General features: G+C 62.6%; 14 protein-coding genes. 9 read left to right on the top strand and 5 right to left on the bottom strand.

Annotated elements, in window-relative coordinates; translation table 11 throughout:
- Positions 1 to 68: 68 nt before the first annotated feature.
- The 4 genes from QD408_RS18155 (at position 69) to QD408_RS18140 (ending at position 4,893) form a co-directional block, all read left to right on the top strand.
- Entirely contained in the window at positions 69 to 776 is a 708-nt protein-coding gene (locus tag QD408_RS18155) for an ABC transporter ATP-binding protein (protein WP_088682179.1), read from the top strand.
- Positions 773 to 3,316 (top strand): ABC transporter permease, encoded by a 2,544-nt coding sequence (locus QD408_RS18150; protein ID WP_414140252.1) that lies wholly within the window; start codon positions 773 to 775, stop codon positions 3,314 to 3,316. Before QD408_RS18155 ends, QD408_RS18150 begins: the two co-directional genes overlap by 4 nt.
- A 181-nt stretch (positions 3,317 to 3,497) precedes the next feature.
- A complete protein-coding gene (locus QD408_RS18145) occupies positions 3,498 to 4,226 on the top strand; it encodes a Bax inhibitor-1/YccA family protein (RefSeq protein ID WP_088682181.1) in 729 nt (242 codons plus the stop codon).
- Between the two features lie 109 nt (positions 4,227 to 4,335).
- Positions 4,336 to 4,893 (top strand): N-acetyltransferase family protein, encoded by a 558-nt coding sequence (locus tag QD408_RS18140; RefSeq protein WP_414140251.1) that lies wholly within the window; start codon positions 4,336 to 4,338, stop codon positions 4,891 to 4,893.
- A gap of 6 nt (positions 4,894 to 4,899) precedes the next feature.
- On the opposite strand, the gene QD408_RS18135 is transcribed toward QD408_RS18140, so the two are convergent.
- From QD408_RS18135 to acnA, 3 genes are all read right to left on the bottom strand, one after another.
- Positions 4,900 to 5,301, bottom strand: a complete 402-nt coding sequence (locus tag QD408_RS18135; protein WP_088682183.1) for a DUF2794 domain-containing protein — start codon at positions 5,299 to 5,301, stop codon at positions 4,900 to 4,902.
- 312 nt (positions 5,302 to 5,613) lie between these two features.
- Positions 5,614 to 6,354, bottom strand: coding sequence for a DUF1223 domain-containing protein (locus QD408_RS18130; protein ID WP_414140250.1), 741 nt, complete (start codon positions 6,352 to 6,354; stop codon positions 5,614 to 5,616).
- 234 nt (positions 6,355 to 6,588) lie between these two features.
- Positions 6,589 to 9,279, bottom strand: coding sequence for an aconitate hydratase AcnA (acnA, locus tag QD408_RS18125; protein ID WP_088682185.1), 2,691 nt, complete (start codon positions 9,277 to 9,279; stop codon positions 6,589 to 6,591).
- A gap of 261 nt (positions 9,280 to 9,540) precedes the next feature.
- Here acnA and ccmA point away from each other — a divergent pair, with 261 nt between their 5' ends.
- The 5 genes from ccmA (at position 9,541) to QD408_RS18100 (ending at position 12,695) form a co-directional block, all read left to right on the top strand.
- On the top strand, positions 9,541 to 10,185 hold the full coding sequence (gene ccmA / locus QD408_RS18120) for a heme ABC exporter ATP-binding protein CcmA (protein WP_414140249.1): 645 nt from the start codon (positions 9,541 to 9,543) through the stop codon (positions 10,183 to 10,185).
- Positions 10,186 to 10,450: 265 nt separating this feature from the next.
- Positions 10,451 to 11,110: a heme exporter protein CcmB gene (gene ccmB / locus QD408_RS18115; RefSeq protein WP_414140248.1), complete on the top strand. Its 660-nt coding sequence runs from the start codon at positions 10,451 to 10,453 to the stop codon at positions 11,108 to 11,110.
- Between the two features lie 47 nt (positions 11,111 to 11,157).
- Positions 11,158 to 11,919: a heme ABC transporter permease gene (locus QD408_RS18110; protein ID WP_414140247.1), complete on the top strand. Its 762-nt coding sequence runs from the start codon at positions 11,158 to 11,160 to the stop codon at positions 11,917 to 11,919.
- 3 nt (positions 11,920 to 11,922) lie between these two features.
- Positions 11,923 to 12,090, top strand: a complete 168-nt coding sequence (gene ccmD / locus QD408_RS18105) for a heme exporter protein CcmD (protein ID WP_088682190.1) — start codon at positions 11,923 to 11,925, stop codon at positions 12,088 to 12,090.
- Positions 12,087 to 12,695, top strand: a complete 609-nt coding sequence (locus QD408_RS18100; protein WP_414140246.1) for a DsbE family thiol:disulfide interchange protein — start codon at positions 12,087 to 12,089, stop codon at positions 12,693 to 12,695. The genes ccmD and QD408_RS18100 overlap by 4 nt, the downstream gene beginning before the upstream one ends.
- Positions 12,696 to 12,697: 2 nt before the next feature.
- Here the strand turns inward: QD408_RS18100 and QD408_RS18095 are convergent, their stop codons facing one another.
- Positions 12,698 to 13,285, bottom strand: a complete 588-nt coding sequence (locus QD408_RS18095; RefSeq protein ID WP_414140245.1) for a DUF2585 domain-containing protein — start codon at positions 13,283 to 13,285, stop codon at positions 12,698 to 12,700.
- The gene (locus QD408_RS18090) at positions 13,282 to 13,926 is read right to left on the bottom strand and encodes a septation protein A (protein ID WP_088682193.1); all 645 of its coding nucleotides are present in this window, start codon (positions 13,924 to 13,926) and stop codon (positions 13,282 to 13,284) included. Before QD408_RS18090 ends, QD408_RS18095 begins: the two co-directional genes overlap by 4 nt.
- Between the last annotated feature and the right edge of the window lie 60 nt (positions 13,927 to 13,986).

Below are 13,986 nucleotides of genomic sequence, written 5' to 3'. Positions count from 1 at the left end.
CTTTCCCTAGATTGGCGAGGGGCCGTTATGCGGCCATTGGATTACGGACTTATATAGGGCGATTTCCCTTGGCAAAAACCATCATCGAGTTGAAGAGCGCCGATCTGACCCTCGGCAGCGCCGCCGCTTCCGTCCATGTGCTGAAGGGCATCGATCTCGATATCGCCGCCGGCGAATCCGTCGGCATCGTCGGCCCTTCCGGTTCCGGCAAGTCCACTCTGCTGATGGTGCTGGCCGGGCTGGAGAAGCTCGACAGCGGCGAGATCAACATCAACGACACGCCGCTCCACAGCCTGAGCGAGGACCAGGTCGCCGATTTCCGCGGCCGCAACATCGGTATCGTCTTCCAGTCCTTCCACCTGATCGCCAACATGACGGCGCTGGAAAACGTCGCCGTGCCGCTGGAGCTCGCCAATGTTGCGAATGCCTTCGACATCGCCCATCGCGAGCTGAATTCGGTCGGCCTCGGCGAGCGGCTGAACCACTATCCCGGCCAGCTTTCCGGCGGCGAACAGCAACGCGTGGCGATCGCCAGGGCGCTTGCCCCCTCGCCCGCCCTGCTGATCGCCGACGAACCCACAGGCAATCTCGATACCGAGACCGGCCGCCAGATCGCCGACCTGCTGTTTGCCAAGCAGGCCGAACGCGGCATGACCCTGCTTCTCGTCACCCATGACGTCTCGCTTGCAAACCGCTGCTCGCGCCAGATCCGCGTTCGCTCCGGCAGGATCGAAGGCGACAGCGCCGCCCGCCACAGCGAGGCGGCATTCGCATGAGGATCGTCACGCCACGCGTTTCGCTCGCTCTTCGCCTGGCGCTCCGCGAGCTGCGCGGCGGCATTCGCGGCTTCTACATCTTCCTTGCCTGCATCGCGCTCGGCACCGGCGCCATCGCCGCCGTCAATTCGGTTTCGCAATCGATCACCGACACGATCGCCTCGCAGGGCCAGGAGCTGCTTGCCGGCGACGTCCGCTTCGAGCTGAACAACCGCGAGGCCACGCCGGCCGAAATGAATTTCCTCGAAGGTCTCGGCGCCGTCTCGGTTTCGACCGGCCTGCGCTCGATGGCCCGCAAGCCCGACGGTTCCGACCAGGCACTGGTCGAGGTCAAAGCGGTCGACGACGCCTATCCGCTCTATGGCAAATTCGCGGCCGAGCCGGATTATCCGCTTGCAGCGCTGCTTTCAGGCGAAGGCGGCACTTACGGCGCGGTGGCGGCCCCCCTGCTTCTCGATCGCCTCGGCCTCTCGGTCGGCGACGAATTGCTGCTCGGCAACGTCAAGCTCAGCATCACAGGCACGGTGAAAACCGAGCCGGACGCGCTGTCGGAAGGTTTCGGCTTTGCGCCGCGCCTGCTCGTCAGCCGCAAGGCGCTCCAGGCCTCGGGGCTGATCCAGACGGGAAGCCTGGTCGAACATGCCTATAAGATCCGGCTGGAAGACAGGGCCGCGATGTCGGGTATCCAGGCGCGCGCCGCCAAGGAATTCCCTTCCGCAGGCTGGGCGATCCGTACCAGCGACCGCGCGGCACCCTCGCTCACCGAAAACATCACCCGCTTTTCGCAATTCCTGACGCTGGTCGGCCTGACCGCGCTGATCGTCGGCGGCGTCGGTGTCGCCAATGCCGTGCGCGCCTTCCTGGATTCCAAGCGCACCACCATCGCCACCTTCAAATGCCTCGGCGCGCCAGCGGCAACGGTCGTTCTGATCTACCTCTTCCAGATCGCCATCATCGCCTTCGGCGGCATTGCGATCGGCCTCGTCATCGGCGCCCTGTCGCCGATCTTCGCAGCGCAGTTCCTGGCGCAATTCCTGCCGGTCTCCACAGCGCCGACCCTTTATCCCGGCGCCCTGCTGCTCGCGAGCCTCTTCGGCATCCTGACGACGCTCGCCTTCGCCATCCTGCCGCTCGGCCACGCCCGCGAAGTGCCCGCGACGGCGCTCTTCCGCGAGCAGGGCTTCGAAGCCCGCCATCTGCCGTCCTGGCCCTATGTCCTGCTGGCCGCCCTCTTCATGGCGGCCCTTGCGGGCCTTGCCATCCTCACCGCCTATGATCGTTTCATCGCCGTGGTCTTCGTCGGCGCCATCGTCTTCGCCTTCGTCGTCTTGCGCCTGGTCGCGGCACTGATCGCCTGGCTTGCGCGCCGCAGCCCCCGCGTCAACTCGCCCGCGCTCAGGCTTGCGATCGGTAACATCCATCGCCCCGGCGCGCTGACGCCGTCTGTCGTGCTTTCGCTCGGCCTCGGCCTGGCATTGCTGGTGACGCTGACCCTGATCGACGGAAACCTGCGCCGGCAGCTGACCGGCCGCATGAACGAGGGCGCGCCGAACTTCTTCTTCGTCGACATCCAGAGCGCCGAGGTCGGCGCTTTCCGAAATCTCGTCCAGGCGCAGGCGCCGAAGGGCAAGCTCATGGAAGTGCCGATGCTGCGCGGCCGGATCGTCGCCTTCAACGGGCAGGACGTCACCAAGATGAACGTGCCGGCCGCCGGCCGCTGGGTGCTGAATGGCGACCGCGGCATCACCTATGCCGACACCTTGCCGGAAAATGCCGCCCTCACCGAAGGCAGCTGGTGGGACAAGGATTACAGCGGCGAACCGCTCGTCTCCTTCTCCTCCGAAGAGGCGCACGAACTCGGCCTCAAGATCGGCGATACCGTCACCGTCAACGTGCTCGGACGCAACATCACGGCGAAGATCGCCAATCTGCGCCGTGTCCAATGGGAATCGCTGTCGATCAATTTCGTCATGGTCTTCTCGCCCAATACCTTCCGCGGCGCCCCGCACGCCTGGCTGGCGACCCTGACCGATCCCTCCTCGACGCCGGCCGAGGATGCGGCGATCCTGAAATCCGTTACCAATACTTACCCGACGATCACCAGCGTCCGTGTGAAAGACGCGATCGACATCGTCAATCAGCTGGTCGCGCAGCTGGCGACCGCGATCCGCGCCGCAGCCTCGGTCGCGCTGATCGCCTCGATCCTCGTCCTTGCCGGCGCGCTTGCCGCCGGAAACCGGGCGCGCACCCACGACGCCGTGGTGCTGAAGACGCTCGGCGCGACGCGCGCCATGCTGATCCGGGCGTTCAGCTACGAATATCTGATCCTGGGGCTCGCGACCGCGATCTTCTCGCTGGTCGCCGGCGCCGTCGCCGCCTGGTTCATCGTCGCCCGCATCATGCGCCTGCCATCCACCTTCCTGCCCGATGTGGCCGGGCTGACGCTCGTCACCGCACTGGTGCTCACCGTCGGCATCGGCCTCATCGGCACCTGGCGCATCCTCGGGCAGAAGGCGGCGCCCGTACTGCGCGAGCTTTGATGAGGCTACGACGCACAAAAGCCCTTCACCTTACGGCGATTTAACCGGCTGCGCCTTGGCAACCCTCTTGTTTGCAATGGGCGAAAGCCTCATATTGTCGGCAGGCATGCTGGAGCTCCGCAGCGGCGCCCGGGTCGAAAACCCGACACCGTATCTCCATCGGAGCTTGTAAGAGGAAACTATGGCTGATCTTCGTAACTATCAAAGCCGCGCTCAGACCGGCGAGATGATTGATCAAGGCCTGCGCGCATATATGCTCAAGGTCTACAACCTGATGGCGCTGGGTCTGGCGATCACCGGTGTGGCCGCATATCTCGGATTCAACTTCGCCGTACAGGACGGCCAGCTCACCCAGTTCGGCGCGGTTCTGTTCCAGTCGCCGTTGCGCTGGGTCGTCATTCTTGCGCCGCTGGCGGTCGTCTTCTTCCTGAGCTTCCGCATTCACCAGATGAGCGTGTCCGCCGCCCAGACGACCTTCTGGGTCTACGCCGCGCTGGTGGGTCTGTCGCTCTCGTCGATCTTCCTGGTCTATACGGGCCAGAGCGTCGTCCAGACCTTCTTCGTCACCGCCGCTTCCTTCGGCGCGCTGTCGCTTTACGGCTACACGACGAAGCGTGACCTGTCGGCAATGGGCTCGTTCCTGATGATGGGTCTCTTCGGCCTGATCATCGCCTCGATCGTCAACATCTTCCTGGCCTCATCCGCCATGCAGTTCGCGATCTCGGTGATCGGCGTTCTGATCTTCGCAGGCCTCACTGCCTACGATACGCAGCGGATCAAGGAACTCTACTACGAAGCCGATGACGTCGCCGTCGCCGGCCGCAAGGCGATCATGGGCGCGCTGACGCTCTATCTCGACTTCCTCAACCTCTTCATGTTCCTGTTGCAGTTCATGGGCAACCGCAGATAATCAGGCGCATTGAGATCGAAAAAGGCGGCTTCGGCCGCCTTTTTTGTTGCGCCGGTTTCCGGAGGATGGTTTTAGGAGGGCCTTGCTTCCCGATGGACCAGCCGCCGAAATGTCCTTCCTCCTGCGCGATGCGTCGCAAGCCGATATTCCCGCCATTACGGAGATCTATCGCGACTCCGTCCTGAACGGCGTTGCAAGCTATGAGATTGCTCCACCCTCCGAGGCCGAGATGATGCAGCGTTTTTCGGCGATCGTCGGCCAGCAATATCCCTATATCGCCGCAGTGGATGCGGGCGAAAACCTCCTCGGCTACGCCTACGCCTCGGCCTTCCGCGCCCGTCCCGCCTATCGCTGGATGGTGGAGGATTCGATCTATCTGGCGCCTGAAGCTCGCGGGCGGGGCATCGGCAAGGCGCTGCTCGACGAACTGATCGGCCGCTGCACTGCTCTCGGTTTTCGTCAGATGGTGGCCGTCATCGGCGGCGCGAGCCCCGCTTCGATCGCCGTTCATCTCAAGACTGGCTTTGTCGAAGTCGGCCTGATGAGAGGCACCGGCTACAAGCACGGCCGCTGGCTGGACACGATGTTCATGCAGCGCACCCTTGGCGATGGCACGATGACCGATCCGGACTTATCAGCCTACCCCGGCACGCTGTTTGTCGGCTGATACGCCCTATTTCTCAACGAGCTTCAGGGCCTTGTCGAACACTTTGAGGACCTGGTTCAGCTCGTGTCCGCGCTTCAGGATCATCCCGTTGACGTTGATGACGGAATAGGCGCCCTGCTTGGCGGCGAGCTTCGGGTTCTTTTCGATACGGAAGAGCGGCATTTCGCCGGAGCGCTTGAAGACGGAAAAGACCGCCCTGTCCTTCAGGTGATCGATGGCGTAATCGCGCCATTCACCCTCGCCGACCATGCGGCCATAGATCCAGAGGATCGCGTCCAGTTCGCGCCGATGAAAAGTGACCGGAAGCGGGTCCTTGCTTTGTTTGTATTCCCTGAGATCGACGACGACTGAGGAACTATTGTCGACGGAGCGGCTTTCGCCGTGTCGCAAATCCGGCTGATCTGTCATCAGTCTCCCGAGGCCTCCGCTTGTGACAGGAGAGTGACAGTTTGCCCGAGCCGTCATAAATTGCAAGAGCGCCGCCCGTCACATTCCGCCGCACCGCAGTGCCGCGCGTCCCCGCACCTTCGCTGGGGACGAAGGTTGCTTTCTCCCCAGCGCCGCATTTCAGTCAAAACAGCGCCTCATTTGCAGGGGATTTATGCATCCCGGTTTGGCGCCAGCGCGCCAAAGGGCCCGGCGGAGCGTATCGACCTTAACCCCAGCCCCGAATACGCTCGGCCGGGCCGCCCGGCCCTTCATCCGTTACCGGATGAAGTCTCAGATGTTTTTTCCAGCCATCACCACGGTCGCGCCAAGGATCGCAGCCGGATCGCCGTCGGCGTTCGCCGACTGCAGCAGAATTGCGCAGCCCTCGAGCTGCGGCCGCTGCAAGACGCTCGCCGGCAGCGTCAGGCTGGTCGCCTTGCCGTCCCACATGCCGACCGTTTCGACATTGGTGACGCTGTGCAGATAGGAGATCTTCTTGCCGCTGTTCTCGCCCTTTTCGACGTCGATCGTCTTTTCCTTATCGAAATAGACCATCACGACATTGGCCTTGCCCTGTCCCGCGCCGATCTTGATCTCCAACTCGTCGCCGCGCATCGCCGCGCTGATCGGAATGTTCAGCCCATTGCCTTCGCTGCTGTCGGTCTCGATCTTGCTGTTGATGCCGTTGAGATCGGAGCCTGCGAGGTGGCTGCGTCCGTTGACCACCGCCTGCGGCGTATAGACGTTGCTGCGGCCCATCGTCCTGGCATAACCATATTGCCGCTCGGTATTTTCCTTGGAGCTCAGCGTATCGGCCCAGCCGAGATAATTCCAGTAATCGACGTGGTAGGCGAGCGCGATGACGTCGCCCTGGTTCACCAGCTTGCGGAAGGCCGCATCAGCGGGAGGACAGGAGGAGCAGCCCTGCGAGGTGAAAAGTTCGACGACGCCTTTCGGCGTGCCGTCTTCGGCATGCAACGAGCCTGCGAGAACAAAGCCGGCGATCAGCGGAATCAAAAAACGGGGGGACATTCACCTGCACCTCTTTTTCAGCGCCGACGGCATGTTGGAACCGGAGGCCCTGACATATGAACGTACGAATAATCCTTCCGGGTCCAAACGAAAAGTCACGAACGGGTGAGACGTAGCTCGACGGGAAGGCGGTGAAAACAAATCATCGTGAGCCCGATCAGATACTGCCGCCGCAAAGAAAAGCCGCCGGAAATTGCTTTCCGGCGGCCATTATCAATGGGAAGCTCTTAACAATCAGGCAGCGAGATCGCGCAGGACCGTCTGCAGAATGCCGCCATTGTTGAGGTAGATCACCTCGTCGAGCGTATCGACGCGCGACAGCAGCGGAACTTCCTTCACGGAGCCGTCGCCATAGGTGATCTTGGCGATCTTCCGCTCGCGCGGCTTGATCTTGTCGAGGCCCTCGATGGTGACGAGCTCATCGCCCTTCAGGCCGAGGCTCTGCCAGGTCGTGCCCTCTTCGAAGACGAAGGGAATGACGCCCATGCCGACCAGGTTCGAGCGATGGATACGCTCGAAGGACTGCGCGACCACAGCCTTGACGCCGAGCAGGTTGGTGCCCTTGGCAGCCCAGTCGCGCGACGAGCCGTTGCCGTATTCGACACCGGCGAAGATGACGAGCGGCACGCCTTCGGCCTTGTACTGCATGGCGGCGTCGTAGATCGAGGTCTCTTCCTTCGACGGGTAGTGGATGGTGTAGCCACCTTCCTTGCCGTTCGGGCCGAGCATGTGGTTGCGGATGCGGATATTGGCGAAGGTGCCGCGCATCATCACTTCATGGTTGCCGCGGCGCGTGCCGTACTGGTTGAAGTCGGCAACGGCAACGTCGTGGCCGATGAGGTAGGCGCCTGCAGGCGATGCCGCCTTGATCGAACCGGCCGGGGAGATGTGGTCGGTGGTGATCTTGTCGCCGAACAGGCCGAGGACGCGCGCGCCCTTGATGTCTGCGACGCCGGTGCCCTTCTTGCCCATGCCGACGAAGTAGGGCGGGTTCTGGACATAGGTCGAGTTGTCGTCCCAGGCATAGGTCTGGCCCGGCGGGACCTGAACGGCCTGCCAGTTGACGTCGCCCTTGAAGACGTCGGCATATTTGCTTTCGTAGAGCTCGCGGGTGACGTACTTCTGGATGAATTCCTGCACTTCGTGCGAGGTCGGCCAGATATCCTTGAGATAGACGGGGTTGCCGTTCTGGTCTTCGCCGATCGGCTCCTTCGTCAGGTCCTTCTGCACCGTGCCGGCGAGAGCGTAGGCGACGACGAGCGGCGGCGAAGCGAGGTAATTCGCCTGGACGTCAGGCGAGATACGGCCTTCGAAGTTACGGTTGCCGGAGAGCACGCCCGATACGATCAGGCCCTTGTCGTTGATCGTCTTCGAGATCGGCGCCGGCAGCGGACCGGAATTGCCGATGCAGGTGGTGCAGCCGAAGCCGACCAAGTTGAAGCCGAGTTTGTCGAGGTCGGCCTGCAGGCCCGACTTGGCGAGATATTCGCCGACGACCTGCGATCCCGGCGCCAGCGAGGTCTTGACCCACGGCTTGGTCTTCAGGCCCTTGGCAACGGCGTTGCGGGCGAGAAGGCCGGCCGCGATCAGCACCGACGGGTTGGAGGTGTTGGTGCAGGAGGTGATGGCGGCAATCGCGACGTCACCATGGCCGAGATCGAAATCCGTGCCTTCGACCGCATAGCGGTTGGCGAGCTGGCCGGGCTTCTTGTAATCGGCATCCATCGAGCCGGCGAAGCCGGAAGCGATGTTTTCAAGCGCGATGCGGCCTTCCGGACGCTTGGGGCCGGCCATCGACGGCACGACGTCGCCGAGGTCGAGTTCCAGCGTGTCGGTGAAGACGAGATCGGAACCATCGCCTTCGCGCCACATGCCCTGGGCCTTCGAATAGGCTTCGACGAGTGCGATCCGGTCATGCGTACGGCCGGACATGGTGAGGTAGTTGATGGTTTCGCCGTCGACCGGGAAGAAGCCGCAGGTCGCGCCGTATTCCGGACCCATGTTGCCGATCGTCGCGCGGTCTGCGAGCGGCATGTTGTCCATGCCGGGGCCGAAGAATTCGACGAACTTGGAAACGACGCCCTTCTTGCGCAGCATCTGCACGACGGTCAGAACGAGGTCGGTCGCGGTGACGCCTTCCTTGAGCTTGCCGGTCAGCTTGAAGCCGATGACTTCGGGCAGGAGCATCGAAACCGGCTGGCCGAGCATGGCCGCTTCCGCTTCGATACCGCCCACGCCCCAACCGAGAACGCCGAGGCCGTTGATCATCGTCGTGTGGCTGTCGGTGCCGACGCAGGTATCGGGATAAGCGATCGTCTCGCCGTCCTCTTCCTTGGTCCAGACGGTCTGGCCGAGATATTCGAGGTTGACCTGGTGACAGATGCCGGTGCCGGGGGGAACGACGCGGAAGTTCTTGAATGCCTGCTGGCCCCACTTCAGGAAGCGGTAGCGCTCGCCATTGCGCTGATATTCCAGCTCGACGTTCTTGGCGAAGGCCTGCGGCGTGCCGAATTCGTCGACGATGACGGAGTGGTCGATGACGAGGTCGACGGGAACGAGCGGGTTGATCTTCTCGGGATCACCGCCGAGCGACACCATCGCGTCGCGCATCGCGGCAAGATCGACGACGGCGGGAACGCCGGTGAAGTCCTGCATCAGCACGCGCGCCGGGCGATAGGCGATCTCGTTTTCGACAGCACCCTTGTTGTTCAGCCACTCGGCGACCGCAACGATGTGCTCCTTGGTGACCGACTGGCCATCTTCGAAGCGCAGCAGATTTTCGAGCAGCACTTTCATCGAATAGGGAAGCTTCGATACGCCGGCCAGACCGTTTGCCTCAGCCTTGGGCAGGCTGTAATAGACATAGTCCTTTCCACCAACGGAAAGCGTGGAACGACAATTGAAACTGTCAAGAGATTTAGACACGAGAGACCCCGTTCTGATAGCCAACACAGTCGTGCGAACGCCTATGCACTTAATGCACATCAGGATGCGGGTACGGCCATTTCCGCTGTCCGCACGTGGAGCAGACGCTCCAAGTTCGGCGCAAGGATGAAATTCACGCCGACCGCTGGCGTGGTTGCCGGTCTTATAGATAATTTCCTAAAAACTTGCCATACCCGAGAACGATCAAAATCTGACATTTTTTGACCCCGCCGCAAGCCGCAACGAAGAAAGAGCAGACGCATGCATCTCACCGCCGAAAATCTGGCTGCAAGGCGCGGTGAGGATTTGATTTTCGTTAACGTTTCCTTTCGCTTGGCGGCAGGAGAGGCGCTCGTCCTGACCGGCAAAAATGGATCGGGAAAGTCCACTTTGCTGCGCGTTGTCGCCGGTCTCCTCAGGCCGGAAAAAGGCACTGTGATCTTCCGCGACGAAGAGAGCCCGCAAGGCCGCCATCCCGGCGAGGCCAGCCATTACCTCGGCCATCGAAATGCGATGAAGAGTGAACTTACGGTTGCAGAGAATCTGGACTTCTGGCGATCCTTCCTCGGCAGCCCAGGCACCACCGGCCTCCCTCTCGAAGACGCCGCCGAAGCCGTCGGCCTCGCAGGCATCACCCACCTTCCCTTCGGCTATCTCTCCGCCGGCCAGCAGCGCCGCTTCGCCTTCGCCAAACTGCTCGTCGCCCACCGGCCGATATGGATTCTCGACGAACCCACAGCGGCGCTGGATTCGAGCGCCGACCGGCTGTTTGCAGGACTGATCGAGGCGCATCTGGCCAAGGGCGGCATCGTACTGGCCGCGACGCACCAGCCGCTGGGGCTGAAGAATGTACAGGAAATGAAGATGACGGGCTTTGCTGGCGTGGATCACGGAGTATGGGGTTGATGGTTTGCGGGTATTTGCGAGGACATGAAATGAAGACCCCTCCCCAACCCCTCCCCACAAGGGGGAGGGGCTACTTTGCCGCACGGTCTCTTTCAAATCCAGCCGCCACGGTAAACAGAACGTCAGCAACCTGCAAAACCTTCGCTTTTGGCCGCCGCGGCGAGCCGCGGTTGAGCCCCTCCCCCTTGTGGGGAGGGGTTGGGGAGGGGTTTTCAGCCACTCACGACGCGCGGTCTTCTGCACCTGCCAAGGAAAACCACCCCGCATGACCGCCCTCTTCCTCCGCGATCTCAAACTCTCGATCCGCGCCGGCGGCGGCGCGTTGATCGGCGTGCTGTTCTTCCTGACAGTCGTCGCCATCATCCCCTTCGGCGTCGGCCCCGACCTCAAGCTTCTCTCCCGCATCGGCCCGGCCATCGTCTGGATCGGCGCGCTGCTGGCCGCCCTTCTCGGCCTCGATCGCCTGTTCCAGGCCGAGCGCGACGACGGATCGCTCGACCTGATGCTGATGCAGGAAGCGCCGCTCGTCCTGACCGTGCTCGTCAAATGCTTCGCCCATTGGACGGCCACCAGCCTGCCGCTGGTCATCGCCTCGCCGCTGCTCGGCCTGTTCATGAACATGGACGAGACGGCGATCGGCGCCACCATGCTGACCCTCTTCGTCGGCTCGCCTGCCATCACCTTCATCGGCGCCGTCGGCGCTGCCGTCGCCGTCGCCCTGCCCCGCGGCGGCCTTCTGGTCTCGATCCTCGTGCTGCCGCTGACCATCCCCGTGCTGATCTTCGGCGTCAGCGCCACCTATGCCGCGGTCGAGGAGCCGGCGCCGTTCCTGCCGCCCTTCCTGATCCTCATCGCGCTCACACTCTTCTTCGCGGTCATCGGCCCGGCCGCCGCCGCCCTTGCACTACGAAACACGGCGGATTGATTGGCATTCGATTGCGGGAAAAGCCGGATCAAGGTAAGGAAGCGCTCATGAGCCAAACGAGCCTTGCCATCAGCAAATTCAGCGATCTCGCCAACCCGACGCGGTTTCTGGCGCTGGCGGCGCGCATCATTCCCTGGATGGCCGGCATCACCGCCCTCTGTTTTGCGGCCGGCCTTTATCTGAGCTTCGCCACCGAAGGCGATTATCAGCAGGGCGAGACCGTGCGCATCATGTATATCCACGTGCCCGCGGCCTGGCTTTCGATGATGTGCTACACGATCATGAGCGTCTCGGCGATCGGCACGCTGGTCTGGCGCCATCCGCTCGCCGATGTCTCCGCCAAGGCCGCAGCCCCGCTCGGCGCCGCCTTCACCCTGCTTGCCCTCATCACCGGCTCGCTCTGGGGCAAGCCGATGTGGGGTACCTGGTGGGTCTGGGATGCCAGGCTGACCTCCGTCTTCATTCTCTTCCTGATGTATCTTGGACTGATTGCGCTCAGCCGCGCCATCGACGATCCGTCGAAGGCCGCTCGCGTCTCCGCCGTGCTGATCCTGGTCGGCTTCGTCAACATCCCGATCATCAAGTTCTCGGTCGACTGGTGGAACACGCTGCATCAGCCGGCAAGCGTGATGCGCCTCGACGGCCCGGCGATCGATCCGGAATTCCTGCGTCCGCTTTTTGTCATGGCGATCGCCTTCACGCTGCTCTTCTTCACCCTGCACATCATGGCGATGAGAAACGAGATCTGGCGCCGCCGCATCGCCGCCCAGCGCCGTCTCGCCGCCCGCATGGCCAGCCGGGAGGAATAGGCCGTGACGCACGCCTTCTATGTCTACGCATCCTATGGCATCGCAGCCCTGGTGACCGTTGCCGTCATCCTATGGACCTGGGCCGACGGCCGGGCGCGCCGGCGCGAACTCGCGGCGCTCGAAGCCGCCGGCATCCGCCGCCGCTCGGCGCGCGCAAAGGACGGCGAATGAACGAGAAGCCTGAGACCACCACCGCCAAGCCGCGCGGGCGCGGCAGCTACGTGCTGGCGCTTCTGCCGCTGATCGTTTTCGGCGGCATTGCCGCGACGGCCGCGAAGATGCTCTACGACCAGGATTTCCACGGCAAGAACATCGCCGAAATCCCTTCCGCCCTGATCGGCACCAAGGCGCCGTCGCTGAACCTGCCGCCGCTCGACGGCGCGAACCTGCCGGCGCTGACCGATGCAGCGGTCAAAGGCAAGCTGACGCTCGTCAACGTCTTCGCCTCCTGGTGCGTCCCCTGCCGCGACGAGCACCCCATTCTGAAGGAATTGGCGAAAGACGGCCGGCTGAACATCGTCGCCATCAATTACAAGGACAAGAACGAGAACGCGCTGCGCTTCCTCGGCGAACTCGGCAACCCCTATCAGGCGATCGGCGTCGATCCGAACGGCAAGGCAGCGATCGACTGGGGTGTCTACGGCATTCCCGAAAGCTACCTCGTCGGCCCTGACGGCACCATCCTCTACAAGCGCGTCGGCCCCTTCGACGATATCAGCCTGAAGGAAGGGCTGTTTCCGGCGATGGAAAAGGCACTGGGGAAGCCGGCTTCGTAAGTCTAAACCCCGCCCTGCCAGACCTTGATCGCCTCGACCGGCCAGATCAGCATCACCACATTGAGCGTGAGGTTGTCGCGGATCACATAACCCGTGAAAATCTCGAAAAACATGGCGATCGCCACCGTCAGCGCCACCGGCGCGCGCCAGGCGAAGAAGAAGCCGAGGCACATGAAGACGGTGTCCATCGCCGAGTTCAGGATGCTGTCGCCGTAATAGTCGAGCGCGATCGTCGCCGTGCGGTAGCGGTCGATGATGAGAGGTGAATTTTCCAAGAGTTCCCAGCCGGATTCGATGAACAGCGCCAGAAGCAGCTTTGCCGCCAGCGGCTTGCGGCGCAGGACGAGATGGCCGAGCCCGTAGAACAGGAAGCCGTGGATGATATGCGACGGCGTGTACCAGTCCGACAGATGCTGCGAATTGCCGCTGGTATTGACCCCGCCCTCCCACAGCTTGACATAACCGCAGGCGCAGATCGGCACGCGGCCCATCAGATGTTCGGCGACGATCTGGGCGACCAGGACCGCGAGGCAGGCGACGAACCAGAATGTCTGGTTCTTTACCCGATATTCGGCGTCTGCAGCACTCACTTTTCACCATCCGTTTCGGGGTTGAGGCTGTGCTTCAGCACCAGCGGCATCTGTGCCAGCGTGAAGATGATGGTGATCGGCATCGTGCCCCAGACCTTGAAGGCGACCCAGGTATCGTCCGAAAAATTGCGCCAGACGACCTCGTTCAGCACGGCGAGAAACAGGAAGAAGATGCCCCAGCGGATGGTGAGCTTGCGCCAGCCCTCGGCGTCGAGCTGGAAGGCGGCATTGAAGACATAGCCGAGCAGCGACTTGCCGAAGGCGAGCCCGCCGAGCAGCGCGACCCCGAACAGCGCGTTGACGATGGTCGGCTTCATCTTGATGAAGGTCTCGTTCTGCAGCCAGATCGACAGCGAGCCGAAGATGACGACGACGATGCCGGAAACGAACGGCATGATCGGCAGGTGGCCGAGCACGATCTTCGAAACCACGAGCGAAATCACCGTCGCCCCCATGAAGAGCGCGGTTGCGACGAACAGCGGGCCGCCCAGTTCGGAAAGGGCGGGAAATTTTTCCACCAGCCACTGACCGCGCAGATTGGCAAAGAAGAAGATCAGCAGCGGCCCGAGTTCCAGCGCCAGTTTCAGCATCGGATGATGGCGGTCGGCCGCGGACGGCGTGATATCGCTTTCGGTGGTCATGCGTTCTTCGAACCTGCTATTCCTGAAAACCTGTTTCCCGACCGTCCCTTGCAGGCTTTC

Origin of the sequence: Rhizobium sp. BR 249, assembly GCF_047445895.1 — a bacterium.
In the GTDB taxonomy this organism is placed as follows: Bacteria; Pseudomonadota; Alphaproteobacteria; order Rhizobiales; family Rhizobiaceae; genus Rhizobium.
Note: the sequence above shows the minus strand (reverse complement) of the source record. Positions and strands in the feature narration are given on the sequence as shown.

Coding starts and splice junctions, on each gene's coding strand:
- QD408_RS18150 (WP_414140252.1), top strand. CDS start 773: ATGAGGATCGTCACGCCACGCGTTTCGCTCGCTCTTCGCCTGGCGCTC.
- QD408_RS18145 (WP_088682181.1), top strand. CDS start 3,498: ATGGCTGATCTTCGTAACTATCAAAGCCGCGCTCAGACCGGCGAGATG.
- QD408_RS18140 (WP_414140251.1), top strand. CDS start 4,336: ATGTCCTTCCTCCTGCGCGATGCGTCGCAAGCCGATATTCCCGCCATT.
- QD408_RS18135 (WP_088682183.1), bottom strand. CDS start 5,301: ATGACAGATCAGCCGGATTTGCGACACGGCGAAAGCCGCTCCGTCGAC.
- QD408_RS18130 (WP_414140250.1), bottom strand. CDS start 6,354: ATGTCCCCCCGTTTTTTGATTCCGCTGATCGCCGGCTTTGTTCTCGCA.
- ccmA (WP_414140249.1), top strand. CDS start 9,541: ATGCATCTCACCGCCGAAAATCTGGCTGCAAGGCGCGGTGAGGATTTG.
- ccmB (WP_414140248.1), top strand. CDS start 10,451: ATGACCGCCCTCTTCCTCCGCGATCTCAAACTCTCGATCCGCGCCGGC.
- QD408_RS18110 (WP_414140247.1), top strand. CDS start 11,158: ATGAGCCAAACGAGCCTTGCCATCAGCAAATTCAGCGATCTCGCCAAC.
- QD408_RS18100 (WP_414140246.1), top strand. CDS start 12,087: ATGAACGAGAAGCCTGAGACCACCACCGCCAAGCCGCGCGGGCGCGGC.
- QD408_RS18090 (WP_088682193.1), bottom strand. CDS start 13,926: ATGACCACCGAAAGCGATATCACGCCGTCCGCGGCCGACCGCCATCAT.